This window comes from Klebsiella sp. MISC125 (assembly GCF_051131775.1).
Classification (GTDB): domain Bacteria; phylum Pseudomonadota; class Gammaproteobacteria; order Enterobacterales; family Enterobacteriaceae; genus Klebsiella.
The window spans coordinates 5,758,010-5,782,874 of the sequence record NZ_CP180448.1 but is presented as its reverse complement, the minus strand read 5'-3'; the positions used below and the strand labels follow the sequence as shown (position 1 = coordinate 5,782,874).

22 protein-coding genes are annotated in these 24,865 nt (G+C 51.9%); 16 read left to right on the top strand and 6 right to left on the bottom strand.

What is annotated here, in order from left to right:
• Positions 1-495: 495 nt before the first annotated feature.
• Together bamA and iraM are read left to right on the top strand one after the other, a co-directional pair.
• Entirely contained in the window at positions 496-2,919 is a 2,424-nt protein-coding gene (bamA, locus tag ACMYSL_RS27080) for an outer membrane protein assembly factor BamA (RefSeq protein WP_434660642.1), read from the top strand.
• A gap of 415 nt (positions 2,920-3,334) precedes the next feature.
• Positions 3,335-3,688, top strand: a complete 354-nt coding sequence (gene iraM / locus ACMYSL_RS27075) for an anti-adapter protein IraM (RefSeq protein ID WP_182235650.1) — start codon at positions 3,335-3,337, stop codon at positions 3,686-3,688.
• 31 nt (positions 3,689-3,719) lie between these two features.
• On the opposite strand, the gene ACMYSL_RS27070 is transcribed toward iraM, so the two are convergent.
• From ACMYSL_RS27070 to ACMYSL_RS27060, 3 genes are read right to left on the bottom strand one after another with little or no spacing between them, the layout of a single operon-like run.
• The gene (locus ACMYSL_RS27070) at positions 3,720-4,481 is read right to left on the bottom strand and encodes an inositol monophosphatase family protein (RefSeq protein ID WP_228727453.1); all 762 of its coding nucleotides are present in this window, start codon (positions 4,479-4,481) and stop codon (positions 3,720-3,722) included.
• On the bottom strand, positions 4,478-5,509 hold the full coding sequence (locus ACMYSL_RS27065) for a LacI family DNA-binding transcriptional regulator (protein ID WP_434660641.1): 1,032 nt from the start codon (positions 5,507-5,509) through the stop codon (positions 4,478-4,480). The genes ACMYSL_RS27070 and ACMYSL_RS27065 overlap by 4 nt, the downstream gene beginning before the upstream one ends.
• Positions 5,506-6,261, bottom strand: a complete 756-nt coding sequence (locus ACMYSL_RS27060; RefSeq protein WP_434660640.1) for an MBL fold metallo-hydrolase — start codon at positions 6,259-6,261, stop codon at positions 5,506-5,508. The genes ACMYSL_RS27065 and ACMYSL_RS27060 overlap by 4 nt, the downstream gene beginning before the upstream one ends.
• Before the next feature lie 164 nt (positions 6,262-6,425).
• On the opposite strand from ACMYSL_RS27060, the gene ACMYSL_RS27055 reads away from it, so the two are divergent.
• The 4 genes from ACMYSL_RS27055 to ACMYSL_RS27040 all read left to right on the top strand — a co-directional run bounded on the left by ACMYSL_RS27055 (position 6,426) and on the right by ACMYSL_RS27040 (position 10,403).
• On the top strand, positions 6,426-7,475 hold the full coding sequence (locus ACMYSL_RS27055; protein WP_434660638.1) for an ABC transporter ATP-binding protein: 1,050 nt from the start codon (positions 6,426-6,428) through the stop codon (positions 7,473-7,475).
• Between the two features lie 29 nt (positions 7,476-7,504).
• The gene (locus ACMYSL_RS27050) at positions 7,505-8,644 is read left to right on the top strand and encodes an ABC transporter substrate-binding protein (protein ID WP_434660637.1); all 1,140 of its coding nucleotides are present in this window, start codon (positions 7,505-7,507) and stop codon (positions 8,642-8,644) included.
• 71 nt (positions 8,645-8,715) lie between these two features.
• Entirely contained in the window at positions 8,716-9,546 is an 831-nt protein-coding gene (locus tag ACMYSL_RS27045; RefSeq protein WP_434660635.1) for an ABC transporter permease, read from the top strand.
• Positions 9,546-10,403 (top strand): ABC transporter permease, encoded by an 858-nt coding sequence (locus tag ACMYSL_RS27040; RefSeq protein ID WP_434660632.1) that lies wholly within the window; start codon positions 9,546-9,548, stop codon positions 10,401-10,403. The genes ACMYSL_RS27045 and ACMYSL_RS27040 overlap by 1 nt, the downstream gene beginning before the upstream one ends.
• 38 nt (positions 10,404-10,441) lie before the next feature.
• Here ACMYSL_RS27040 and ACMYSL_RS27035 read toward each other — a convergent pair whose 3' ends face one another.
• Entirely contained in the window at positions 10,442-10,723 is a 282-nt protein-coding gene (locus ACMYSL_RS27035) for a YjcB family protein (protein ID WP_181484005.1), read from the bottom strand.
• Between the two features lie 543 nt (positions 10,724-11,266).
• Between ACMYSL_RS27035 and ACMYSL_RS27030 the strand changes: the two genes are divergently transcribed.
• Positions 11,267-12,871: an EAL domain-containing protein gene (locus ACMYSL_RS27030; RefSeq protein WP_434660630.1), complete on the top strand. Its 1,605-nt coding sequence runs from the start codon at positions 11,267-11,269 to the stop codon at positions 12,869-12,871.
• Here the strand turns inward: ACMYSL_RS27030 and soxS are convergent.
• Positions 12,856-13,185: a superoxide response transcriptional regulator SoxS gene (gene soxS / locus ACMYSL_RS27025; protein ID WP_110274562.1), complete on the bottom strand. Its 330-nt coding sequence runs from the start codon at positions 13,183-13,185 to the stop codon at positions 12,856-12,858. The genes ACMYSL_RS27030 and soxS overlap by 16 nt on opposite strands.
• Positions 13,186-13,269: 84 nt before the next feature.
• On the opposite strand from soxS, the gene soxR reads away from it, so the two are divergent.
• The 4 genes from soxR to ACMYSL_RS27005 all read left to right on the top strand — a co-directional run bounded on the left by soxR (position 13,270) and on the right by ACMYSL_RS27005 (position 18,188).
• Positions 13,270-13,728 (top strand): redox-sensitive transcriptional activator SoxR, encoded by a 459-nt coding sequence (gene soxR / locus ACMYSL_RS27020; protein ID WP_110274561.1) that lies wholly within the window; start codon positions 13,270-13,272, stop codon positions 13,726-13,728.
• Positions 13,729-13,987: 259 nt separating this feature from the next.
• Positions 13,988-14,656, top strand: coding sequence for a glutathione S-transferase family protein (locus ACMYSL_RS27015; RefSeq protein WP_434660626.1), 669 nt, complete (start codon positions 13,988-13,990; stop codon positions 14,654-14,656).
• A gap of 388 nt (positions 14,657-15,044) precedes the next feature.
• Positions 15,045-16,394: an NCS2 family permease gene (locus tag ACMYSL_RS27010; RefSeq protein WP_181484002.1), complete on the top strand. Its 1,350-nt coding sequence runs from the start codon at positions 15,045-15,047 to the stop codon at positions 16,392-16,394.
• A gap of 147 nt (positions 16,395-16,541) precedes the next feature.
• Positions 16,542-18,188 carry a Na+/H+ antiporter gene (locus tag ACMYSL_RS27005; RefSeq protein ID WP_434660623.1) on the top strand — a complete coding sequence of 549 codons (1,647 nt, stop codon included), beginning with the start codon at positions 16,542-16,544 and terminating at the stop codon, positions 18,186-18,188.
• Between the two features lie 110 nt (positions 18,189-18,298).
• Here ACMYSL_RS27005 and ACMYSL_RS27000 read toward each other — a convergent pair whose 3' ends face one another.
• Positions 18,299-19,180, bottom strand: a complete 882-nt coding sequence (locus tag ACMYSL_RS27000) for a LysR substrate-binding domain-containing protein (RefSeq protein ID WP_434660621.1) — start codon at positions 19,178-19,180, stop codon at positions 18,299-18,301.
• Positions 19,181-19,283: 103 nt separating this feature from the next.
• Between ACMYSL_RS27000 and ACMYSL_RS26995 the strand changes: the two genes are divergently transcribed.
• The 5 genes from ACMYSL_RS26995 to ACMYSL_RS26975 all read left to right on the top strand — a co-directional run bounded on the left by ACMYSL_RS26995 (position 19,284) and on the right by ACMYSL_RS26975 (position 24,839).
• A complete protein-coding gene (locus ACMYSL_RS26995; protein WP_434660619.1) occupies positions 19,284-19,694 on the top strand; it encodes a CidA/LrgA family protein in 411 nt (136 codons plus the stop codon).
• On the top strand, positions 19,687-20,376 hold the full coding sequence (locus tag ACMYSL_RS26990; protein ID WP_434660616.1) for an LrgB family protein: 690 nt from the start codon (positions 19,687-19,689) through the stop codon (positions 20,374-20,376). The genes ACMYSL_RS26995 and ACMYSL_RS26990 overlap by 8 nt, the downstream gene beginning before the upstream one ends.
• A gap of 638 nt (positions 20,377-21,014) precedes the next feature.
• Positions 21,015-21,551, top strand: coding sequence for a fimbrial protein (locus tag ACMYSL_RS26985; protein ID WP_434660614.1), 537 nt, complete (start codon positions 21,015-21,017; stop codon positions 21,549-21,551).
• A 56-nt stretch (positions 21,552-21,607) separates the two neighbouring features.
• Entirely contained in the window at positions 21,608-22,294 is a 687-nt protein-coding gene (locus ACMYSL_RS26980; protein WP_434660611.1) for a fimbrial assembly chaperone, read from the top strand.
• The gene (locus ACMYSL_RS26975) at positions 22,248-24,839 is read left to right on the top strand and encodes a fimbria/pilus outer membrane usher protein (protein ID WP_434660608.1); all 2,592 of its coding nucleotides are present in this window, start codon (positions 22,248-22,250) and stop codon (positions 24,837-24,839) included. Before ACMYSL_RS26980 ends, ACMYSL_RS26975 begins: the two co-directional genes overlap by 47 nt.
• The last annotated feature ends 26 nt before the right edge of the window (positions 24,840-24,865 follow it).

The window sequence follows — 24,865 nt, the reverse complement described above, 5'->3', positions numbered from 1 at the left end:
ACTCGGCCTGCGGCCTCGCCCCTTCGGGGCCAGCGCAAGCGCTGTTCAAAGCACTAGTGCCTTGTCCTGCAACTCGAATTATTTAGGGTATATTCAATATTTCTTCATTTTATCTACGGGATTTTAGGTTAATTTCTCCCTGTTCCTGGTCTATCCCAGAGAGCATCATTCCTAACAAGATCTTTTCCCCCTTTCAACCAATGAGAAAGGGGGCTTTTTGTTTTTTTTAATTTAAAAAAACAAAATGATTAAATGGTTTTGCTAGTGTCAGTAAACGCTTATATGACTAATGGTCAGGAAGAAAGTTCAACCTAAAAAAAACTTTTTCAACATTCTCTAACATCCATTTTTTCTCCATTTTATCGTCATAATTGCGTGCAATTCTGCGCCTCGTTCAGGTTATTTCAGGTTGCGTCATATTCTGTCCGCCGGAAAGAACACTGTTATTCCCAGCAGATATCTGCTATTGCCAAATATCTTTTAGACGACACCTCCATGCTAAAAAAAACGAGTATCATCGCCGGGCTATTGATTTCTCCTTTAACGCTTTATGCATCAACCTCATATACCGTTGATGATATTCGTTTTGAGGGGTTGCAGCGCGTTACCGTCGGCGCGGCGCTGTTAAGCATGCCCGTTCATACGGGAGAAGAGGTCTCGAACGAGGATATCAGCGACTCGGTTCGTGCCCTGTACGCCAGCGGAAACTTTGAGAATGTGCAGATTCTGCGGGATGGCAGCACGCTGGTGGTGCAGGTGAAAGAGCGACCAACCATCGCCAAAATCAGCTTTTCTGGCAATAAGTCCGTAAAGGATGATGCCCTGAAAGAGAACCTGGCCGCCACGGGTATCGAAGAAGGCAGCGCGCTGGATCGCAACACGCTTACGGAAATCGAAAAAGGATTACAGGATTTCTATTACAGTGTGGGTAAATACAGCGCCCAGGTTCATGCAGTTGTCACACCGCTGCCGCGCAATCGCGTTGATTTAACCTTTGTTTTTCAGGAAGGCGTCTCGGCAAAAATCGCGCAAATTAATATTATTGGCAACCAGGCTTTTAGTGAAGAAACATTGTTGGACCAGCTGCAGTTGCGCGATACCGTACCGTGGTGGAACGTGATCGGCGATAAAAAATATCAAAAGCAAAAGATGGCGGCGGATTTAGAAACGCTGCGTAGTTATTATCTCGATCGCGGCTATGCGCGGTTTGTGATTAACTCCAGTCAGGTCAGTATGACACCGGATAAAAAGTCTCTGTATATCACCATTAATCTTGCAGAAGGTGAACGTTATAAAATCGCCAGCACGATGTTGACTGGCGATATGGCGCAGCATAATAAAGAGATTGAGGCGCTGGTAAAGCCGTTAACAAATAAATGGTATAGCGGCGCGGAAATTACGACGGTAGAAAATAGTATTAAGACGCTGTTGGGGAAATATGGCTATGCCTGGCCGCAGGTTAACACCGCCCCGGATATTGATGATGCGAAAAAAAGTGTGGTTTTGCATATCAACGTTAATGCAGGACGCCGTTACTCAGTACGACAGATCCGTTTTGAGGGTAACGATACGTCGCGTGACGCGGTGCTGAGGCGTCAGATGCGCCAGATGGAAGGCGCGTGGCTGAACGATGAAAAAGTCGAACAGGGAAAAACGCGGTTGGATCGCAGCGGATTTTTTGAAACTGTTGATAAGCAAATCATCCCGGTAAGCGGTAGCCAGGATCAGGTGGACGTGGTCTATAAGGTGAAGGAACGCAACACCGGCTCTTTCAACGTTGGTCTGGGCTTCGGTACCGACAGCGGCGTGAGCTATCAGCTTGGCGTCACCCAGGATAACTGGCTGGGCACCGGCAATAGCGTTAGCTTCAACGGCACGCGCAATAGCTACCAGTCTTATCTTGAATTGGGGGCGACGAACCCTTATTTCACCGTCGACGGCGTGAGTTTGGGGGGGAAAATTTTCTATAACAGCTACGATGCCTCTGATGCCGATAGCGGCAGTTACAATCAGCAAAGTTACGGCGTTGGCAGTACGCTTGGATTCCCGATCAGCGAGAACAACTCCCTCAATCTGGGCGTGGATTATGTTCATAACCGCCTGACTAATATGGACCCGGAACTGACGACCTGGAGCTATCTTAACTCACGAGGTATTTACCCCAGCGTGGTGACCAAGGATGGTGATAGCGGCGCAACCTACAGCGCTAATGACTATTTTGTCAGCCTCGGCTGGAGCTATAACGATCTGGACCGCGGCTTCTTCCCGCGTGCAGGGAATAAGAGCAGCCTGACCGGCAAGGTCACGGTACCCGGCTCGGATAACAGCTATTACAAAGTCACTTTTGATACCACGCAGTATTTGCCGCTGAACGAAAACAAAAGCTGGGTGTGGATGGAGCACCTGCGCGCGGGATATGCCGATGGGTTGAACGGCAAATCGGTGCCGTTTTATGATAATTTCTATGCCGGTGGCTCGACGTCGGTTCGCGGATTCTCCTCGAATACGATTGGCCCAAAAGCGGCTTACTATCGTTGTAATGGTTCTGAAAGTAGCTACAGCACCTGCCCGTTGGACTCCTCGTCCGATGCGGTTGGCGGTAACGCGATGGCGGTGCTAAACAGCGAGTTTATTGTGCCAACGCCATTTGTGAATGACAAATACGCCGACAGCCTGCGCACGTCGTTATTCCTCGATGCGGGGACGGTATGGAGCACCTCCTGGCAAAATACCGGCCAGACGTTGGCCGCGGGGATCCCAGACTATGGCGATCCGTCGCATATTCGCATGTCCGCCGGGATTGCGGTGCAGTGGATGTCGCCGCTAGGTCCGCTGGTCTTCTCATGGGCCGAGCCGTTTAAAAAATATGATGGTGATAAAGCCGAGCAGTTCCAGTTTAATATCGGAAAAACCTGGTAATAACGCCTGCGGCTTACCAAAAACGAGTACAGGCTGCCCTAAACGGCAGCCTGTAATTTATTGTAAATATATTTTTGTTTATATACCAAAAATAATTCGAGTTGCAGGAAGGCGGCAAGGGAGAAAGTCCCGATGAGCTTACTTGAGTAAGTGATTCGGGCGAACGAGCGTAGCCAACGCACAAGCAACTTGAAGTATGACGGGTATACATGAGCCTGTGCATACGGTGGCTGTCATCATGAGAATTAGTTATTAATTATTAGAATTCAGCATTTTCTATACATCTAAATAAGTATGGTTGGTGTTTGAGTATTGTCTTATGTCACATTGTTGTGTGATAACCTTGCGGGTATTTATGATGAGTGCTATCAATATATAAAACATTATTTATCAGTAACAGATACAAGGATAGAAAATGAAATGGACTATTCATAATACTCTTGTCTGTCCACACTCCGGTGTGGCCTTTTCCTCGATCTCCAGCCTGCGGTTTTTAAAGTTTATCCTTTGGTACGAAGCCGATATTTTACTGTTGCCAGGGGAGTCAATGAAGCTGTACTCCTCAAGAGTTTTAATAAATGATCAGTATCATTCATTAAAAGTTTACAACATCACGCGCTATGACGAAGCGCAGTGGGAGAGGCTGCGGGAACGACCTTCCTGTCCGTATCACTCCACGGCGGCAGCGGCAGAATCCTGCTCTTACCAGGCTCACTGCGCGATTAAACGCTGCCCGAACAATTATCCGCGTGGGGCGATATGGCGGTAGTCCGGACAGCCAAATCTACATGACGCCTGATTTATGCGGGCAGCAGAGCGGAAAGCCGGGCCTGTACATCGACGCACCCGGCCAGCACCAGGTTACCGCGCAGCAAGCCATCGTCGGCTAAAAAGTCATTGCTGGCACCGCCCGCTTCGACGATCAGCAACATTCCTGCCAGCGCATCCCAGCTATTCATATGTTCTTCGTAATAGGCGTGCACCTGCCCGGTGGCGACGTGGGCCAGCATTAACGCTCCTGCGCCAAAGCGACGGTACTCCATTCCCGCGTTGATGACGCGAGTGAGGGCTCGGGTATAGTTTTCCGCGGGCGCGCGGCTGGAACGCCCCATCCCAATCACCACCGTTTCCGGATCCGGTTCGCGTAATGTCAGGCGCTGATCGTTAAGAAAGGCACCTTTACCGCGGCGGGCAAAGAAAAATTCATTTCGGTCAGGGGCGTAAATAATCCCCAGTTCAAGCGTATTGTGCAGAACGTAAGCCAGAGAAATACACCAGTAGTCCATCCCCTGAATGTAGTTAGTGGTTCCGTCGATAGGGTCGAGCACCCAGGTTCCTTGCTCACCGCTTTCCAGGCCGCTCTCTTCGCCGAGAAAACCATCCTGCGGGCAGTGGATCTTCAGCCAGTCCTTGATCTCTTTTTCCACAAACAGATCAGCCTGCGAGACAAAATCCTGACGCGCTTTTTTATCTATCTGTAGCCCCGTATCGCGCAGCGCTTGTGCCTGCGCGCCCAACTGGCGAATCAATTCGCATAATGACTGCTGTTGTTCTTCCGTCATAGCCTGCTCTTATCGGTTGATGGCGACGTACGCCGATGAATTAACTGCACCCCCACCCACGTGATGCGCGAAGGCTGTAAAGGATCGCTGGCCCGCTCCAGCAGGCGCGCTAAGGCCTGGCGGGAAATCTCCGCGACGTCCTGGTGCAAGGTGCTGAGCTGATAACTGTATTGCGCCGTTTGCGGCGTATTGTCAAAACCAATGAGCTGAAAATCTTCGGGAGCCTGCTTGCCGCGTAGGCGCATGCCGTCAAGGAAACCGCAGGCCAGCTGGGCATTGGCGCAGAAAATACCCTGTAGCCTGTCGTCGGCGCTGGCGGCGGCCTGAAAACCGCCGTCGTAGCCTTCAACCGGTGCGAAAAGGGCGTGCAGGTCACGTTGAGTATCCACGCCGAGTGCCAGGAGTGCTTGAGAAAATGCCGCGCCGCGCGTTTGTCCTGCCCAGGTTGAGTGATGATGGTTGAGCCAACCGAATCGATGACAGCCAGCACGAACCAGCTGCTCGGCGGCAAGGGTCGCTCCGGCGACATTATCCGAGCAAACGTAATCGACGCAGGGGATATTGGGCTGGCGATTGATGCCTACCACCGGAATTTGCTGCTGAACGCACTCGTTAACCAGCGATTCCGGCGGTTGCCCGGAGGTGACGATAACGCCGGAAACGCGAAATTGGGCGAAGCGCCGCAGGGTTTGCGCCAGATCCTGTTCGCTACGGATTTCACTCACCAGCGCCTGAAAACCGCGGCGCTGGATCTCGCTGAGCAACGCGTCAAGCAGGCTGCTGCGAAACGGATCGCTGATGCGCGAAACGATCACGCCGATCAGATGGCTGCGCCGTCGGTTTAACCCCTGGGCGAGGAAATTAACCTGATACCCCAGCTCTTCGGCCGCGCGCAGTACGCGCTCTCTGGTATCGGGAGAGATGCTGCCGTTATTGCTCAGGGCGCGGGAAACTACGGCCCGTGAGACCCCCGCACGCTGGGCGACATCCTGCGCGGTAATACTCTGTTTACGCGGCAATGAAGTCATATCGGGCGTTCCGAATGATGGAGCTCATACTGCAGGCCGTCGTGGCTAACGAACAAGCCTTCCCATGGCCGGCAGGCGAATTTCAGCGCGGGCAATATCGCGTCGTAGCAGTGATAGAGTCCCATCGTACGCAAATTGAGCTGCTGGAATAGCGCCAGGCATGAAGGGAAATCGCCGTGCGAGGCGTCATCGGCCAGCGCGGTCAGCGAGGCGCACTCCTGAAATACCAAATCGGCCCCTGCCATCAGCGCAATGGAATCCGGCGTCGGGCGACCATCACCGCTGTAGAACAGGGTTTGCCCGCCGAAGGTGATACGAATGGCGCGATTGGTCAGCTCATGCTGCGTTTGTGCAGTCTGAATATGCCAGTCATGCCACGTCCAGGACTCTGCACTGTCACGCCAGTCGATGGCAAAACACAACGTTGTTTGCGGCCAGTTTGCCAGCGCTGCCAACTGCATCAGGACCGGGCGCTGCTGCGGCTGGCTGTAGATAATCAGCGGCTTCTGGCGGGAAAAACTCTTCCAGTAGTTGAGCAGCGCCGTCAGGCCGGTGCAGTGGTCCGGGTGAACGTGGGTGAAATAGATAACGTCAATCTCGTTGATATCGCCGCTGCGCCGCCACAGCGCCCGGGGGATTGTGGGGCCGCAATCAATCAGCCACTGTCGGTTTTGGGCGTCGATAACCCGTAGTGCAGAGGTATTTTGTTCGCTGGAGAAAGCGCTGCCGCAGCCAAGAACATCTATTTTCATTTTCCCTCGCCGAAATTTTAGGGGGCTTAATTAAATTGTCACAAATACCCGACAAAGTAGGCCCACATCATGTCGAGTCAACGTTGCATTTTTTTTACATTCAAATGAACACGTGTTCATCAAAGCGATAAAAATGCAGGCACAGAGATTTTTGGGTATCGAATATGAGCTATTTACAGATCTCCCGGTTAAAGATTAGCTACGGCGATAAAGTCGTTTTGCATAATATCGATCTGAGCGTTGAGAAAGGGGAAATGATTGCCCTGCTGGGCCCTTCCGGTTGTGGGAAAACAACGCTTTTGAACGCGCTTTGCGGGTTTATTCCGACGCAGACGGGAGAGATTGCCGTTGCCGGACGCGATATTACCCGCAGCGCACCGGAGCAGCGCAATATCACCATGGTCTTCCAAAGCTATGCCCTGTGGCCGCATATGACGGTGGCACGTAATATTGGCTATGGCCTGAAGCTGCGCAAATGGCGGGGTGACGACATTGATCGCCGGGTGGCGGAGTTGCTCAATATCGTCAATCTCAACGGTCTGGCTGATGTGAAGGTGACTGAACTTTCCGGCGGTCAACGCCAGCGGGTGGCTCTGGCTCGGGCGCTGGCGATAGAGCCGGATGTTCTGGTGCTGGATGAACCGCTCTCAAACCTTGATGCGAAAGTGCGACTTAACGTACGCCACGAAATCAAAGCGCTGCAAAAAAGACTCGGCTTTACCTCGTTAATCGTTACTCACGATCAGCAGGAGGCGCTGGTAATGGCCGACCGCATTGCGGTATTAAATAACGGTCGTATTGAGCAAATAGGTTCGCCAGAGGATATTTATCAGCGCCCGGCTACGCCTTTTGTTGCCGATTTTATGGGCGCGGATAATAAAATTTCCGCCAGCGAACTCTTTGCCGCAGAGGGTATTTATCTACGCGCAGCCGGGCAATATTCCGCTGAGCATTTTCACGACCATATTATTTATTTTCGCAGCGCCGACGCCGCGCTTGATGAATTATCCGAGAGCGCCGCGCCAGAAGGGTTAACGCTGAGCGGCGTGGTTGAACAAAGTGCTTTTCTCGGCAACTTATATCGCCATAGCGTGCGCTGTCATGACCGTGTCCTGCTGGCGGATTCCGCGCACTGCTGGCCCGCGCATTCGCCGGTCAGGCTACATGTCCCGGCGCCCGCACTGCATATTTTTCCTTCATCACAAACCCATTAACTTCATCGCGTTCATTCTGGGGATAGACCATGTTTACGAAAACGAAAGCTGCGGTAGTGATTGCATTATTCCTGAGCTACGGCGCGCAGGCCGACACCGTTCTTCACGTTGCTACGGCGGGGGATCAGAATATGGTGGATTACGTCAAAACCTGGCTGGGGCCGAAGTTTGAAGCGGCGCATCCGGGAGTCAAAGTTCAGGTTGTCGGCACCGGTCCGGGAGACGCGGGGTCGAATAAAATCATTGAAAAGCTGACGGCGCAAAAAGAGAGCGGCGCGCAGAGCTGGGATATTGATGTGGCAGTGGTGCATCAGAAAGCCGGTGGTGAGCTGGTGGAGAAAGGGCTGCTGGAGAAGTATCGCCAGCAGATTAAGACCGGTTCAATGGTGAGCGCCGACAACGCGAAGAACGCCCTTGGGGTGAACGTCGACGGCTACGTTATGCCGATGTTTTTAAGCCAGACCGCCATTGCCTGGAATAGCGATGCCATTAAAACGCCTCCAGCGTCCTACGATGAACTGGTGAGCTGGGCGCAAAAAAATCCGCAGGCCTTTGGCTACAACGGCATTAAGAATGGCATGTCCGGCGTCAGCTTTGTGGTGGGCTGGATCTACGCCTACGGCACCGATGCCCAGCGTTTGTCTTCTCTGCCGTACGATAAAGGCGTTGAGAAAAATTGGGGGCAGGCTTACGAGAAGCTGAAAGCGTTTAATAAGAACGTTACCTTCACGCCGGGTAACGCCGGGACGCTCGATATGCTGAGCCGCGGCGAAATCATGATGGGGCCGGTGTGGGTGGATATGTTCTACAGCTGGAAAGATCAGGGCAAGCTGCCGCCGTCGATTAAGCTGTCGCTGCTGGCGCCGGGGATGCCGGGCCAACCGATGTACTACGTGACCCCGGCGAAGGCGGCGAACCCGCAGCTAGCGCGTGAGTTTATTGAACTGGCGACCAGCCCGGAAGTGCAGGCGCAGGGGATCGTGAAGCAGTTTAACTGGTATCCGGGGATTGACGCTGAACAGGTGAAGCCGAAGCTTGATGCGCAAACCTTGCAAAAACTGTTTGCTGAAATTTCGCCGCAGGCGCTGGCGGAATACGGTAAGAGCTTCCCGATTACGCCATATTTTGACGACATCAAAGAAGGCTATGAAAGCCAGGTCGCCAATTAATTGACTGCTGATGCTCAGGCGCGGCGTGACGTCGCCCTGAGCTTTTTCTTGTTGCTGACACCAGGTTTGCTATGCGTACTTCGCTGAAATATCTGCTGCTGGTCGCTCCGGCCGCGCTGATGATCGCCGTGCTCTTTTTATACCCGCTGGGCTTCTCGCTGATCGCCGCCTTTACCGACGATGCGCAGCGCCTCACGCTGGCTCATTTCCGTAAGGTATATGCGCTCTATTCCAGCGATATTCTGTTTACACTGATTATTGTGCTGGCTTCGGTGGCGCTGCTGGCGGTTCTCTCCATTACTCTTTCGGCGGTGATCACGCTCTCGCCCTGTCGCCCTATTGTCCGCATGCTGGGGTTTTTGTATCGCCTGCCGCTGTTTATCCCTTTTATCGTCGCCGCGCAGATGATGCGTACCTTTCTGGCCAAAAACGGCTTGATGAACAACGCGCTGGTGGCAACTGACCTCATCACTCCGCTGGAGACCGTCTCCTGGCTGGGTTGGAAGGGGATTATTATCACTTTTGTCTGGAAGCAACTGGCGTTTGCCACGTTGCTTATCTGTGGGGCAATGGCCGCGCTTGAGCAATCGCAAATTCTGGCGGCGCGTAATCTTGGGGCATCGCGTCCGCGTATTCTGTTCGACATTATTTTGCCGCAGGTGCTGCCAGCAATCGGCGTGGCGCTGGTGCTCTCCACCGTCACCATGATGTCGGTGCTGTCGGTCCCGCTGATGATAGGCGTCGGCTCGCCGACGATGATGACCGTGGATATGGCCTTCCGCGTTAATTCCTATGGCGACTATGCCGTCGCTAACGCGCTTGGCGTGGTGTCGTTGCTGATTTGCGGGGCGCTGTCGTGGTTTTATCTGCGCCATAGTCTGCAGCAAAAAGGGAGCGAATAATGAAAGAGGCAATCATGACACGACCGGGAACGCTGCTGGCGAAAGGCCGCAGAAAGCTGAGCGCCAGCCTGCCGCTACAAACGTTACTGGTAGTCTTTATGCTGCTGGCGATGTTTGGCCCGCTGCTGAACTTGCTCATCTGGACGGTGGCGGAGAGCTGGTTTTTCCCGCATTCACTGCCCAGCCAATGGGGGCTGAAATACTGGTATCAGGTATTCAGCCCCTACAGCGATGTGTCCGGCTCGCTGCTGACCAGCGTGCTGATTGCGCTGCTATCGGTGTTGGTATGTCTGCTGATCTCCATTCCGGCGGGCTACGCGCTTTCAAGGCGCGGGATGCCGCTACGGGTGTTGTTTATGCTGTTGTTTCTGATCCCGCAGGCGTTTCCCAATCTGACGGTGTACATGAATATCGCCCGGCTTTTCTATCAATGGGGGCTTAACGGCACGGTAGCGGGGGTTGTGTTGGTGCACAGCGTACATGGGTTGATGTATTCGGTGTGGATTTGCGTGGCGGCCTTTTCGGCGGTTGATCCGCTACTGGCGAGGGCTTCGCGTAATCTGGGGGCCGGACCGATTTACACCTTCTGGCATATTGTGCTGCCGCAGGCTTCGCCGGGAATTATCGCCGCCAGCATTTTTGTCTTTCTGGAATCGCTGGACGAATTTACCGGCACCTTTTTTGTCGGCGCGCCGGATATCACCACCTTGCCGCTGCTGCTGTATAACGCCAGTATGTCGGGCAACTATCAAGTATCGTCAATTACGGCGCTGATTTTACTGGTGCCGTCGCTGCTGTTTATGCTGGTGATTCATAAATTTATGCGCCCGGAGATGCTGTCGAAAATGGGCAAATAGCGGTAAAAAAAGCTTCCCGTTGGGAAGCTTTTTTTACATCAGGTCATCATCATCGGCCATTCCGGCGGGGTCTGACTCATCACTTCAATCATGACATCTTTGATATTGCCCCAGATCTTTGCAACGTCCAGCAGCGTAATACCTAACAGACCGGTGGCAAACCAACAGGCTGCGGCCAGGCCTACACAGCTACAAATAACCGCTAAACCGGCATAATCACTTTTACGCAGCTGAATATTCATCGAGCTGGCCAGGAACATCAGCACTGCGCTCACGAGTGGCCAGCGCAAAAGTACGACACTGGTAGTAATGGTAGCCATCAACCTTTCCTCAAAGAAATGCGGGAGCCTTTGACAACCTGACGAGACTAACGATGACGTGGTGCTCTGGCTATCTACAGGCAAACAAGAGAGTAATGAAACAACGTTCTTGTTTCATCAACTAATGTGAACTATATCACAATTGTTCTTTTATTCACCAGCCAAAAAAAGTACTTTTCTTGCGCTTATTAACCCCTTTATTTGAGTGGTTAATAAGAGAGGGAGGGATGTATCTTTCATTCAGAAGGCGATTATAAACGATAGCCAGCCGCAATTCTTTTTTATTAGCGTTTATGTTCTGCGGATTTTATTACTTATTCCCGCCAATTATACGGATAAACCGAATGAGATAGTGGAGCTAATCTCATTATGTTGAGAATGTTTCTCCAGCCTTCTATAAGTCAGTATTATTCATGATTCATAGTTATGAGGTTTTTACGTCAAAGTGTGGGTTGCTGAATTGCCCTGATTCATATCACAGTAAGCAGAGTCATCGGGGCCTTTCACCTTGATTAAGGCGTATCGCATGGATAAAAAGCGGAAATGAGTCATAGCTCGCCACATAAGGCGTTAAGAGTATTTGGCATCGTGCTGGTTATTCTGCTACCGGTGATGCTGGCATTGTGGTTTGCACAAATACGCGCCAAAGCAGAAACCACCGATCAGCTACGGGTGTTTTCTAAGCTGGCGCTGCAAAAAACTGAGGTGGTCATTCGTGAAGCCGATGAGGCGCGCGATAAAGCCAGGTTATATCAGGGGGAGCTATGCTCGCCACAGCATCAGCAATATATGTTGGGCATTGTTCGCGGCCTGCTCTACATCGACGATTTAATCTATGCTAATGGCACGCATTTTTTCTGCTCGACTTCGGTACGTCGCCAGGCCGGATGGCGCATTCCGGCTGCGACGTATACTAAAAAGCCGGATATTGCGATTTACTACTACCGCGAAACCCCTTTTTATCCCAGCTATGCCATGAACTATATGCAGCGCGGTCATTATGTGGCGGTGATTCATCCGCTTTCCTTTAGCGCGTTGATAACCAGCGACCGCGATCTGGCATGGGGCGTTTTTGATACCAAAACCAACCAGTTTTTTTCCGTCAGTACGAATGCAGACTCCGGTCAACTGCATCGGTTGATCCGTGATGAAGAGGCGTTTTTTCATCAGGATGGACGCGTTTATACCATTGCCCACTCCACCGTTCGCCCGATAGCCGTCATTATGTCCACTTCGCGGGTGAGCTATTATCAGAATTTTTATAATCAGGTCACGCTGACCCTGCCGCTAGGGCTGATTTGCAGCATCTTGCTTTTGCTGGTGTGGTCACGCACCCGACAGCAGTATCATTCTCCGCGCAGCATGCTGCAGCGAGCGCTAAACCGTCGCCAACTGTGCCTGTACTACCAACCGATCATAGATATCAAAAATAATTGCTGCGTGGGTGCCGAGGCGCTGTTGCGCTGGCCTGGATTTGATGGCCCGGTGATGAGCCCGGCGGAGTTTATCCCGCTGGCGGAAAATGAGGGGATGATTGCGCAGGTCACGGACTATGTGGTGGATGAGGTATTCGCCGATATGGGCGAGTTTCTGGCCCGGCACCCGCATTTATACGTGACAATCAACCTTTCGGCTTCGGATTTCCACTCCGCGAGATTGATTGAGCACATCAACGAAAAGGTCCACCGCCATGCAGTTAGCGTGGAGCAGATTAAAATCGAAGTGACTGAGCGCGGGTTTATCGATGTGCCGAAAACCACCCCGGTGATTCAGGCCTTCCGCGACGCGGGGTATGAAATTGCGATTGATGATTTTGGTACCGGCTACTCCAACCTGCACAACCTCCATTCGTTGAACGTTGACATCCTCAAGATTGATAAATCCTTCGTTGATGCGCTAACGAACAACAGCACCAGCCACCTGATTGCTGAACATATTATTCAGATGGCTAACAGCTTGCATTTAAAGATCGTTGCCGAAGGGGTTGAAACGGCCGACCAGGTGGCGTGGTTACAAAAGCACGGCGTGCAATACTGTCAGGGCTGGCACTTTGCGAAAGCGATGCCACCGCTGGAGTTTATGCAGTGGCTGACTAACGCCCGCACCAGCCTTTGCCCGCATCAACAACATCTTCACGCGGAGATTTGATGGCGATAGGCGCTGGGCGTGCGGTCGAACTCGCGGCGGAAAACCCGCGAAAATGTTTGCTGCGACACGTAGCCAAGATCCATCGCGATATCAAAAATAGGGCGCTGGGTGGTTCTTAGCGCTTCTGCGGCAAGCAGCAGGCGGCGCTGGCGAATGTAATCCCCCAGGGTTTGATGCATCACTGCACGAAACATCCGCTGCAGATACCATTTCGAATAGCCCGATTTTCTGGCGACTACATCAATGTTAAGTGGTTGATCGATATGTTCATCAATCCATTCAATAAGCGTTTGGATAATATCGTGATGGGACATATTGCGGCCTCTCTCAATTCTCGATTCGTCGTTTTGTCTGTGGGCGAGTATAATTCCTCAAGTTAACTTGAGGTAAAGCGCTTTATGGAAAAGAAATCCCCTCGCATCAAAATGCTGCTGACCCCCGGCGAAGTGGCAAAACGAACCGGTGTTGCTGTCTCCGCGCTGCACTTTTATGAAAGCAAGGGGCTGATTCACAGCCAGCGTAACGCCGGTAATCAGCGGCGCTATCGGCGTGATGTCCTGCGCGCGGTGGCGATCATTAAAATTGCGCAACGTATTGGTATTCCGCTGTCGACGATTGGCGATGCGTTCGGCGTGTTGCCGGAAGGGCATAACCTCAGCGCCAAGGAGTGGAAGATGCTGTCATCCCAGTGGCGGGAAGAGCTGGATCGGCGCATTCACACCCTGACCGCACTGCGCGATCAGCTGGATGGCTGCATTGGCTGCGGCTGCCTGTCGCGTCGCGACTGCCCGTTACGTAACCCTGGCGATAAGCTGGGCGAAGAGGGGACCGGCGCGCGGCTGTTGGAAGAGGAGTAAAAAAACTAAAGCGCCACAACAGGGCGCTTTAGTTGTTTTCCGGTCTTGGTCTTTCGCACTATCCCGCTGCTTCGCAGGAGGGTTTCCCCCGACGTCGGCTCCCCTCGGTATTGCGCAATGTGTTGATTGAGGTTCCGGTTTGTGCCGACAACTTAAGTGTGGCACTTCCCGCTGATTTTTCCTCTTTGGTTTGCCGGAAAATTTCCGTCATTCGCCGCCTGTTCCTATAGTTAATTTGAACAAACAGCGGGAGAGGCCCATGTTGACGGTACATCATCTTAATCAGTCGCGATCGCAGCGCGTGTTATGGGCACTGGAAGAGCTGCAACTGCCTTACCAGATAGTCTCTTATCAGCGGGGGAAAAATATGCTCGCCCCGGCGGAGTTGAAAGATATTCATCCGCTAGGTAAATCGCCGGTGGTGGAAGATAACGGCTACATCCTCGCGGAATCTGGCGCAATCCTCGAATATTTGCAGGAGACCTATGACAGCATTCAGCGGTTCAGGCCGCAGTCGATAGAAGATAAGTTGCAATACCGTTTTTGGCTGCACTACGCCGAAGGTTCGCTGATGCCGCTGCTGCTGATGAAACTGGTGTTCGCCAGCCTCGGTAAACCCCCAGTACCGTTCGGCATGCGCACTTTAGGCAATGCGTTAGGCAAGGGCGTACAAAAAGCCTGGCTTGATCGGCAAGTGGAAACGCACGCCCGTTTTATTGAAGAGCATCTTTCCCGACACCGATGGTTTGCCGGAGCCGAACTGAGTATGGCGGATATCCAGATGAGCTTCCCGGCGATGGCGTTGCTGGCGCGCGGCGGTGTGGACCATTTACCGCATCTGACGCAGTGGGTACAGCGCATAGAGCAGCGCCCGGCGTGGCAGAGGGCGATTGAGCGCGGTGGTCCTTTTACCTTACCTAGTGGGTGAAGCATTACTAAAGCCGATGACTGGAAAAAGTTGCTATCAGTGCAATGCAAAAATGTTACCGGATTGCGCATGGACGATAACGTTTGCGCATCGGCTGGTTATTTCCTGAACGTCATAAGCGAAATTTAGCGAAATACGGCAATCTTCAGTTGAAAAGGCCCATCTAAAGGCTGGATAATCGTTTGCCTTTTTATTTTGCTCATCATTTCCTCTGCTAACAGGGGGGAGCAAAGTCATTCTTCACACCGTATTGTATGCGCGGAGTTAAACGTTTGCTTTTCACAGCCCCTGGCGCTGCGATGTAGCACAAGGAGATCGCGTTTAACTGGCAGTGGATGGTCCACCTCGCATCCAAACGAACGATAAAAATTCTCAGGGGAAGTTTTCTATGTCTACGCCTTCAGCGCGTACCGGCGGTTCATTGGACGCCTGGTTTAAAATTTCTGCTCGCGGCAGCACCGTGCGCCAGGAAATCGTTGCCGGTCTTACGACCTTTCTGGCGATGGTGTATTCCGTCATCGTGGTGCCGGGGATGCTCGGAAAAGCCGGTTTCCCACCGGCGGCGGTCTTTGTCTCCACCTGCCTGGTGGCGGGCGTTGGCTCTCTGCTGATGGGACTGTGGGCGAACCTGCCGCTGGCAATTGGCTGCGCGATTTCGCTGACCGCCTTTACCGCCTTTAGCCTGGTGTTGGGCCAACAGATCAGTATTCCGGTAGCGTTGGGTGCCGTGTTCCTGATGGGCGTGCTGTTTACCGTGATTTCCGCAACCGGTATTCGTAGCTGGATCTTGCGTAACCTGCCGCAGGGCGTTGCGCACGGCACGGGGATTGGTATCGGCCTGTTCCTGCTGCTGATCGCCGCCAACGGCGTTGGTCTGGTCATTAAAAACCCGCTGGACGGTCTGCCGGTGGCGTTGGGTAATTTCGACAGCTTCCCGGTGATTATGTCGCTGGTGGGGCTGGCGGTGATTATCGGCCTCGAAAAACTCAAAGTGCCGGGCGGTATCCTGCTGACGATTATCGGCGTGTCGATTATCGGTCTGATTTTCGATCCTAACGTTCACTTCTCCGGTGTTTTCGCTATGCCGTCGCTGAGCGACGAGCACGGCAACTCGCTGATCGGTAGCCTGGATATCGTGGGCGCGCTGAACCCCATCGTTCTGCCGAGCGTGCTGGCGCTGGTGATGACCGCAGTATTTGATGCTACCGGCACCATCCGCGCGGTGGCCGGCCAGGCAAACTTGCTGGATAAAGATGGGCAGATTATCAACGGCGGCAAAGCATTGACCACTGACTCCCTGAGCAGCGTCTTCTCAGGTCTGGTTGGCGCGGCTCCGGCAGCGGTCTATATCGAGTCAGCCGCAGGTACTGCCGCGGGCGGTAAAACCGGCCTGACTGCGGTAACCGTTGGCGTGCTGTTCCTGCTGATCCTGTTCCTCTCTCCGCTCTCTTATCTGGTACCGGCGTACGCGACGGCTCCGGCGCTGATGTACGTTGGCTTGCTGATGCTGAGCAACGTGGCGAAAATCGACTTTAACGATTTTGTCGATGCGATGGCGGGCCTGATTACGGCGGTCTTTATCGTTCTGACCTGTAACATCGTTACCGGCATTATGATTGGCTTTGCTTCACTGGTGATTGGTCGTCTGGTGTCCGGGGAGTGGCGCAAGCTGAACCTGGGGACGGTGATCATCGCGGCGGCGTTGGTTATTTTCTACGCTGGCGGCTGGGCGATTTAACTTTTTCTGCTAATCACGGGCGGCTTTGGCCGCCCGATTTATTTTTAAGCCACATCCTGTTTCCTTTTGCGTTAATCTGAGTAGCGTACCATTTCGAGACATGACGCCTCAGATGTAAAAAAAGAAAACGCAGCAAACAGGGAACACATGGAAATATTCTTTACCATACTCATCATGACCCTCGTGGTCTCTCTCTCCGGGGTGGTTACACGCGTACTGCCCTTTCAGGTTCCACTACCTTTAATCCAAATAGCCATTGGCGCGATGCTGGCCTGGCCTACCTTTGGACTACACGTCGAATTCGACCCTGAACTCTTTCTGGTTCTGTTTATCCCGCCGCTGCTATTTGCTGATGGCTGGAAGACGCCGACCCGCGAATTCATTGAGCATGGGCGAGAAATATTTGGTCTGGCGCTAGCGCTGGTGCTGGTGACGGTGGTCGGTATTGGCTACCTCATCTACTGGATCGTGCCGGGCATTCCGCTGATACCGGCCTTCGCGCTGGCGGCGGTGCTGTCACCGACGGATGCCGTAGCGCTCTCAGGGATTGTTGGTGAAGGGCGCATCCCGAAAAAAATTATGGGGATTTTGCAGGGTGAGGCGCTGATGAACGACGCCTCCGGCCTGGTCTCCCTGAAGTTTGCCGTCGCGGTAGCGATGGGCACGATGGTCTTTACCGTCGGCGGAGCGACGGTAGAGTTCTTCAAAGTGGCGGTGGGCGGCATTCTTGCAGGATTCGTGGTCAGTTGGCTGTACGGGCGTTCAATGCGCTTTCTTAGCCGTTGGGGCGGCGATGAACCGGCAACGCAGATTGTCCTGCTGTTCCTGCTGCCGTTCGCTTCCTACCTGATTGCCGAACATATCGGTTTTTCCGGGATCCTGGCGGCGGTTGCTGCGGGGATGACCATCACCCGTTCCGGCGTGATGCGCAGCGCACCGCTGGCGATGCGCCTGCGTGCTAACAGCACCTGGGCGATGCTGGAATTCGTGTTTAACGGCATGGTTTTCCTGCTGTTGGGGCTGCAGTTGCCGGATATTCTGTCGAGCTCGCTGGTGGCGGCAGAGGCGGATCCGAACGTTGAAACCTGGATGCTGTTTACCGATATCATCCTGATTTACGCCGCCCTGATGCTGGTGCGCTTTGGCTGGCTGTGGACGATGCGTAAATTGAGCCAGCGCTTCCTGAAAAAGAAACCGATGGAGTTTGGCTCCTGGACCACGCGTGAGCTGCTGATCTCCTCCGTCGCCGGGGTGCGCGGGGCGATTACCCTTGCCGGTGTGCTGTCGATTCCTCTGCTGTTGCCGGACGGTAACGTCTTCCCGGCGCGCTATGAGCTGGTGTTCCTTGCCGCCGGGGTGATTCTGTTCTCCCTGTTTGTTGGTGTGATTGCGCTGCCGATTCTGCTGCGCCATATCGAGTCGAGCGACCACGTTCAGCAGCGCAAAGAAGAGCGTCTGGCGCGGGCGGCAACGGCGGACGTGGCGATTGTCGCGATTCAGAAAATGGAAGAGCGCCTGGCATCAGACACCAAAGAGAATATCGATAATCAGCTGCTGACCGAGGTTAGTTCGCGGGTAATTGGTAACCTGCGTCGTCGTGTCGATGGACGTAACGATGTGGAAACGTCGATGCTGGAAGAGAGCCTCGAACGCCGGTTCCGCCTGGCGGCGCTGCGTTCAGAGCGCGGGGAGCTATACCACCTGCGTGCCACCCGGCAGATCAGCAACGAGACGCTGCAGAAGATGTTGCACGATCTCGACCTGCTGGAAGCGCTGTTAATCGAAGATCATTAATCCCGAGCCTGTGCTCCGGCGGCGCCTGACGCGCCTTGTCCGGGTTACCGTCCCTCAGACGATTGGGAATCTGTAGCCCGGGTAAGGCGTTTACGCCGCAACCCGGGAGCTCACTCCAGCCAGAATGCCTTACTGCACTCCAGCCATGCCCGCGCGCTGTGCGACATATACACGCCCTCCCGCCAAATCATCCCCAGCTCCCAACGCAGCTCGCTCTGCAACGGTATCCAGCAAAAACTTTGCGCATCGAGACGCTGGCAAATCGGCTCCGGCAGAATCGCTATCCCAATCCCCGCTTGTACCATCGCGGCCAGAAAATCCCACTGCCCGCTACGCACCGCAATACGCGGCTTAACTTCATGCTGGGTAAAAAGCTGCATCAACTGCTGGCTGAGGGCAAAATCTTCGTTGTAAATCACCAGAGGATGCTCGGCGAGCGCCTTCGGAGACAGTGACGATAGGCTTTCCCATTGCGCTGTTCTCGGGGTCAGCACGCAGAGTGGATGACTAAACAACGACAGCGTGCTCAGGCCGCTTGTCTCATCAACGGGGAGCGCCGTCATCGCCAGGTCTAGTTCGCCGTTGCTTACCGCCTGCTGCACCGTCAATCCGCCAAACTCGGCAATCTTGAGTTCAATACCCGAGTAGCGCTGGCGAAAGTAGCTAATCGGTTCCGCCATCAGCATTCCCACCATCGGCGGGATCCCCAGACGCAGCACACCTTTGTGCAGATGATTAATATCGCTCAGCTCCGACTCGAGCTGATGAAACTCACCAAGAATGGCCTGTCCGCGCTCGAAAACCACCCGCCCGGTATCGGTCAGCAATAGCTTGCGCCCATCGCGAATCAGCAGGGTGCAGTTCAGCTCATCTTCCAGATTTTTGAGCATCTTGCTGATGGTGGGCTGCGTGACGAATAGCTTCTCCGCCGCACGGGTAAAGCTTTGCTGGCGGACTACTTCAACAAAATAACGCAGCGTTCGGATATCCATAATTATTCCCTGAGACTATACCTGTGATGATTTTAATTCATTTCTACCAGGCCTGGCGGCTCTCTATACTGCACGCCTGTCATCTTTTTCAGGAATTCCGCTCATGGCCTTCGCGCCAGCTCGCGTGACGCCCTTCGTCATGCAACGCCTTCAGGTACCCATTCAGGTACTGATCTATGCCGGATTGTTTGTCTGCGCTGAATATTTGGTTAACTGGTTGCACCTGCCGCTTCCGGCAAATTTAGTCGGCATGTTGCTGCTGCTGGCGCTGATTGTCTGTCGGGTTATCCCCTTAAACTGGGTACGCGCCGGGGCTCGCTGGCTGTTGGCTGAGATGCTGCTGTTTTTCGTGCCAGCAGTAGTTGCGGTCGTGAACTACGCCCAACTGCTGATGGTTGGTGGCTGGCGTATCTTTTTGGTTATTGGGCTGAGCACCACCATGGTACTGGGCACGACGGCGTGGGTGGTCGATAAAGTGTATCGCTATGAAGTGAGCAGGATGAAACATGAGTGATTTTCAGCTGAGCGTCCTGTGTCTTATCGTTACGCTGGGGCTCTATTTTGCCAACAAACGTCTCTATCGACGCTTTCATAAGCTCCCGCTGATGCCGCTGGTTTTTACCCCAGTCCTGTTGGTACTGATCCTGGTATTTGGCCATATCTCCTATCAAAGCTATATCGGGGAAACCCACTGGCTGCTGTGGTTGCTGGGTCCGGCGACCATCGCCTTTGCCGTCCCGGTGTATGACAATCTGACGATTATTAAGCGCCACTGGATGTCGCTGACTGCTGGCGTCACGACTGCATCGGTGGTAGCGGTGACCAGCTCCGTCTGGTTGGCGCGGCTGTTTACGCTGCCTGATGAGATCCAGCGGAGCCTGGCGGTACGTTCGGTGACGACGCCCTTTGCGCTGGCGGCAGCCAAACCGCTGGGCGGTCAGCCTGATTTAGTCGCCCTGTTTGTGGTCGTGACCGGGGTATTTGGTATGGCGGTGGGGGATATGTTGTTTTTTCGTCTTTCCATCCGAGAGGGGATAGCGAAAGGGGCGGGATTTGGCGCGGCGTCTCACGGTGCCGGAACGGCCCGTTCCTATGAGCTAGGGCCGCAGGAGGGCGTGGTCGCCAGCCTGGTGATGATGCTTTCCGGTGTGGTGATGGTATTGGCCGCGCCGTTGGTGCGATGGGTCATGTTTTGATAATCATTTAACCATCATCACGATTATTATCTTTGCGGATAGACCGGTAAATATAATGGTGTATTAAGTATTTTTAATAGAAAATGTTAATTAACGCTACATGTATATACTTATGTAATTGATGATTCAATCAGTTGCGATATTAATGTTAAATAGAGATTAGGTGTGTTTTTTATTGGTTTTTTCGCGAATTTTCTCAATTGCTTTACGTTTGAATTGTAACTAAATGTTTCATTTTTTAGTGATTTTATAGTTGTTTTGAGTATGTGTTTTATATTTTATATTATTTATGTGAATGTATGTATTTTATAATATCATGATTTTTATTGTTTATTTTTAAATTATACACTGTGATTATTGATGGCTGGTAATTATATCCTTAAGCGAGATGTCTTTACCTTGTTGAGAATACTCCTACTTTCGGTTATCTTAGCGACGTGAGCTTTTATTATTGAATGGATTCATGTGGAGCTAAAGCTCTTGCGTTGGTATTTATAATTAATATTATATGCAAGCGATTCATTTCCCAGGAAATATATCAACGTGTATATCAGGTTGGTATCCAATCCCATTCTCTAATATATCGCCATAAACAATTGATGGATTGATTGTTAATCTGGATAAATAGGGGAATACCAATGAAAACCAATGTAAAAACTTTAGCTAAAATTCTGGCCTTATCTGCGGGCTGCTCTCTGGTTGCAATGTCTCATGCAGATAACACTATCAAGTTTACCGGAACGGTTTCCGATACGACGTGTACCGCCACTATTGATGGCGGCGTTTCCTCTATTGAGATGGGGACTGTCTCGGTAGCAGATTTAATAGCTAATACCTATAGCGCGGCGAAAAGTTTCACTTTCAATTTGACCGCTTGCCCTACGGATGAAGGGGCATTGACTAAAGCCAAAATTACCTTTGGTGGTGAAGCTGATACTTACAATAGTGATTATTTTAAAAACCAGGCTTCAGGGACCCCTGCTGCCAATGTAGCTGTCGCTATTTTTGATAACGCCGGAGCTTTACAGAAGAACAATACCGAAGGCTCTAATGTTGATATCACCTCCGGTTCAGCAACTGTTCCGTTTACCGTAAAAATGGCTAAATCTGGTGCCTCTGACCCAACTAAAGGTCCGGTGTCGACGACAGTAACTTATAACGTTACCTATTATTAATTAAGTAACAAATATATAAAGGGAAAGCAGTTTGCTTTCCCTGTTTGGACACTGCTATGAACAGATTATTATGTTGTGTTTGTTTATTTTCTTGTATCTCAGTATCGCAGGCCAGCGTGGTTGTTGGTGGTACGCGAGTTATATTTGATGGGGCACAAAAGACAACAACGGTGTCTGTCCAAAATAAAGATAATGTTACGAATATAGTACAGTCATGGATTTCGATTGTGGATGGGACAACACCCGCGAAAGATTCATTTATTACTACCCCTCCGCTGTTCCGATTGAAGGCGGGTGAGCAAGGATTTGTACGCATTCTCCGTTCAGGTAAACCTCTGCCGGAAGATCGGGAGTCGATGTTTTGGCTTAATGTTAAAGGGATTCCTGCAATGGAAAATGCACCAGACAAGAACATGGTGCAATTTGCTATCAACTCCAGAATTAAACTTATTTATCGACCCGCAGCCTTAAAAAAAGCCATTCCAGAAAACTACTCTGAGAAACTGCAATGGTCCAGTGAAGGAAGAGAGCTGAAGGTGAAAAACGACTCTCCACTATATATGAATTTCTCAGGAATATTTATTAATGGCAAGGCAGTGCCCGAAGCGTGGTTTGTCGCCCCTTACTCAACGATAAAAATACCGGCAGCAAGCGCATCTTCATCTGGGAAAAGAGAAGTCACATGGAGCGTGATCAATGATTATGGTATGTCAGGACCGAAATATACTGCCATCATTCAATGATATTGAGAGTAGTAACACCTTTGCATTGAAAAGCAGCTACATTGCCATTTTCTGCTGTCTTGGCACAATCCCATTACCGACGGTTGCTGGAGAATATTTCAACCCTCACTTACTTGAGGTGAATGAAACTGGGGCGACAGCTGTAGATTTATCCTATATTTCCCAGGAAACTGTACCTCCGGGTAAATATAATCTCGATGTCTATCTTAACGACAAGTTTATTACTTCTGAATCCATCGTTTTCAAGCCGCAGAATGAAGGTGATGACGCTTCTGTTCAGCCGTGTATCAGCGTTGCGCAACTGAAAGAGTGGTCGATCAAAATCGAAGATTATCCCGAACTCACGGTGGCTGGCTCCGGGTGCGCAAAGCTGTCCGCGATCCCCGGATGGGAGACGGCAGTACAGCTTTCGCATCAGCGGGTCGATTTCACATTGCCTCAGGTCGCCATGTTGCACCGTCCGCAGGGTTATGTTCCCGAAAGCAGATGGCAGCAGGGCATTACTGCTGGGTTGTTTAACTATAATCTTTCCGGGCAAAAAACCGATCCGCGACACGGCGGCGAATCGACGTCCAGCCAGTTTGTCAGCCTGCAACCGGGTCTGAACGTTGGACCATGGCGTTTACGCAATTACAGCACCCTCAATCACAATGATGACGGCAACCAGTGGGACTCCGTCTACAGCTATATTTCACGTGATATTCACGCCCTGAAAGGCCAGATGATAATGGGGCAGACCTATACCTCATCAGGTGTGTTTGACAGCATCAGCTTCACCGGCCTGCAACTGAACTCAGATAAAGAGATGCTCCCGGATAGCATGAACGGTTTTGCGCCGATAATTAAAGGGATCGCCCGCACGACCGCCGACGTGACGGTTTATCAGAACGGATACAGCATCTATAAAACCACGGTCTCTCCTGGCGCATTCGAAATAAACGACCTCTACCCAACCGGGAGCGCGGGCGATCTCTATGTGACGGTAAAAGAGTCCGATGGCAGCGAACAGAGCTTTGTTGTGCCTTTCGCTTCGCTGGCGATTTTGCAACGTGAGGGACAGGTCGATTACTCTTTCAGCAGTGGTAAAACGCGCTCGGGGAGTTCAGGAGGAAAGGAGTATAACTTCCTGCAATCTACAGTCGCCTGGGGGGCACTGAGTAACGTCACGCTATACAGTGGTTTCCAGCAATTAGAAGATAAATATAGTAATTTGCTGCTGGGGGCTGGGTTTAATCTGGGTTCTGTCGGCGCGCTCTCATTTGATGCTTCCCAGTCTGTGGCTGATATAAAAGAAAACCCTGCATCGGATAAAACGTCATCCAGCGAAGGGCAGTCATATCGCGTGCGCTTTAGTAAAGATTTTCCGCTGACGGGAACCAACTTTTCTGTTGCTGGCTATCGTTATTCAACGCATGGCTACTACTCACTGCAAAATTTTATTGATAACGCGAATTCTTACAGCGGCTGTTGTTCGTCAACCGGGCGGACGAAAGATCGATTTGACGCTTCAGCTTCTCAGGTTTTCTCAGGTTACGGTTCGCTATCCCTTTCACTGGTCAGTGAGTCCTACTGGGATAATTCACGTATGGAGTCTCTGGGCGTGAGTTATAGCAACACCTTTGGTCGGGTGTCATATTTCATCAATTACTCCTATAACCGAAATGTGCAGAGCACTAGCCAGAACAGTGATAGTTCGCCGTCCAGCGATAACATTATTTCCCTCACCGTGAGCGTACCTTTCGGCGCGGATATGTCGGCTAACTACAATATGAACAGTAGTCGGAAGGGCGACACCACGCATAGCCTTGGTTTAAATGGTACAGCCTTTACGGACCGTTCCCTGAACTGGAACGTGCAGGAAGGATATAACGCAAATGACAGAAGTACCTCGGGGAACGTCAACCTGAACTATCAGGGTTCAAAAGGTGAAGTGGCGGCTGGATACGGTTATGACAGCTATAGCTCTCATTATAATTACTCGCTGCGCGGCGGGATGGTTGCCCACTCCGGTGGCGTCACTTTTTCACGCTATCTTGGCGAAAGCGTGGCGCTGGTTGAAGCGCCCGGCGTCAGCGATGTAGCAGTACGTGGACAGACTAACGTGATGACCGATTCTGCTGGATACGCCGTCGTGCCATTTGTTCGCCCTTATCATGAAAATAATCTCTCCCTTGATGAACAGCAGGTCTCGGGAGCGGAAATTGATAATATCGTCAGAACGGTGGTACCGACGCGCAGCGCTATCGTCAGGGTAAAATATGATACCTGGATTGGCTATAAGGCGATGATGACCTTGCGTTACCAGAATAAAGCCGTGCCTTTTGGCGCCGTTATTACGTTAGATGATGAAAGCCGGGACCATAAAGAAGACCGCAGTTCCATTGTTGGTGATTCCGGGCAGGCCTATCTTACCGGGCTCCCGGAAAAAGGTCGGCTGTTGGTGAAGTGGGGTGATGCTCAAAATACCCAGTGCTATCTCAAGTATGATTTGTCGTCCAATAAATCAGTTGATGATATTGTTTTTTATGAAGCGGATTGCCGATGATGAATATCAATATATTCGGTTTAAAC

What these genes read in the sequence shown, in the direction of transcription:
- bamA (WP_434660642.1), top strand. Translation starts at nt 496, where the DNA reads ATGCTAAAAAAAACGAGTATCATCGCCGGGCTATTGATTTCTCCTTTA.
- iraM (WP_182235650.1), top strand. Translation starts at nt 3,335, where the DNA reads ATGAAATGGACTATTCATAATACTCTTGTCTGTCCACACTCCGGTGTG.
- ACMYSL_RS27070 (WP_228727453.1), bottom strand. Translation starts at nt 4,481, where the DNA reads ATGACGGAAGAACAACAGCAGTCATTATGCGAATTGATTCGCCAGTTG.
- ACMYSL_RS27065 (WP_434660641.1), bottom strand. Translation starts at nt 5,509, where the DNA reads ATGACTTCATTGCCGCGTAAACAGAGTATTACCGCGCAGGATGTCGCC.
- ACMYSL_RS27060 (WP_434660640.1), bottom strand. Translation starts at nt 6,261, where the DNA reads ATGAAAATAGATGTTCTTGGCTGCGGCAGCGCTTTCTCCAGCGAACAA.
- ACMYSL_RS27055 (WP_434660638.1), top strand. Translation starts at nt 6,426, where the DNA reads ATGAGCTATTTACAGATCTCCCGGTTAAAGATTAGCTACGGCGATAAA.
- ACMYSL_RS27050 (WP_434660637.1), top strand. Translation starts at nt 7,505, where the DNA reads ATGTTTACGAAAACGAAAGCTGCGGTAGTGATTGCATTATTCCTGAGC.
- ACMYSL_RS27045 (WP_434660635.1), top strand. Translation starts at nt 8,716, where the DNA reads ATGCGTACTTCGCTGAAATATCTGCTGCTGGTCGCTCCGGCCGCGCTG.
- ACMYSL_RS27040 (WP_434660632.1), top strand. Translation starts at nt 9,546, where the DNA reads ATGAAAGAGGCAATCATGACACGACCGGGAACGCTGCTGGCGAAAGGC.
- ACMYSL_RS27035 (WP_181484005.1), bottom strand. Translation starts at nt 10,723, where the DNA reads ATGGCTACCATTACTACCAGTGTCGTACTTTTGCGCTGGCCACTCGTG.
- ACMYSL_RS27030 (WP_434660630.1), top strand. Translation starts at nt 11,267, where the DNA reads ATGAGTCATAGCTCGCCACATAAGGCGTTAAGAGTATTTGGCATCGTG.
- soxS (WP_110274562.1), bottom strand. Translation starts at nt 13,185, where the DNA reads ATGTCCCATCACGATATTATCCAAACGCTTATTGAATGGATTGATGAA.
- soxR (WP_110274561.1), top strand. Translation starts at nt 13,270, where the DNA reads ATGGAAAAGAAATCCCCTCGCATCAAAATGCTGCTGACCCCCGGCGAA.
- ACMYSL_RS27015 (WP_434660626.1), top strand. Translation starts at nt 13,988, where the DNA reads ATGTTGACGGTACATCATCTTAATCAGTCGCGATCGCAGCGCGTGTTA.
- ACMYSL_RS27010 (WP_181484002.1), top strand. Translation starts at nt 15,045, where the DNA reads ATGTCTACGCCTTCAGCGCGTACCGGCGGTTCATTGGACGCCTGGTTT.
- ACMYSL_RS27005 (WP_434660623.1), top strand. Translation starts at nt 16,542, where the DNA reads ATGGAAATATTCTTTACCATACTCATCATGACCCTCGTGGTCTCTCTC.
- ACMYSL_RS27000 (WP_434660621.1), bottom strand. Translation starts at nt 19,180, where the DNA reads ATGGATATCCGAACGCTGCGTTATTTTGTTGAAGTAGTCCGCCAGCAA.
- ACMYSL_RS26995 (WP_434660619.1), top strand. Translation starts at nt 19,284, where the DNA reads ATGGCCTTCGCGCCAGCTCGCGTGACGCCCTTCGTCATGCAACGCCTT.
- ACMYSL_RS26990 (WP_434660616.1), top strand. Translation starts at nt 19,687, where the DNA reads ATGAGTGATTTTCAGCTGAGCGTCCTGTGTCTTATCGTTACGCTGGGG.
- ACMYSL_RS26985 (WP_434660614.1), top strand. Translation starts at nt 21,015, where the DNA reads ATGAAAACCAATGTAAAAACTTTAGCTAAAATTCTGGCCTTATCTGCG.
- ACMYSL_RS26980 (WP_434660611.1), top strand. Translation starts at nt 21,608, where the DNA reads ATGAACAGATTATTATGTTGTGTTTGTTTATTTTCTTGTATCTCAGTA.
- ACMYSL_RS26975 (WP_434660608.1), top strand. Translation starts at nt 22,248, where the DNA reads ATGATTATGGTATGTCAGGACCGAAATATACTGCCATCATTCAATGAT.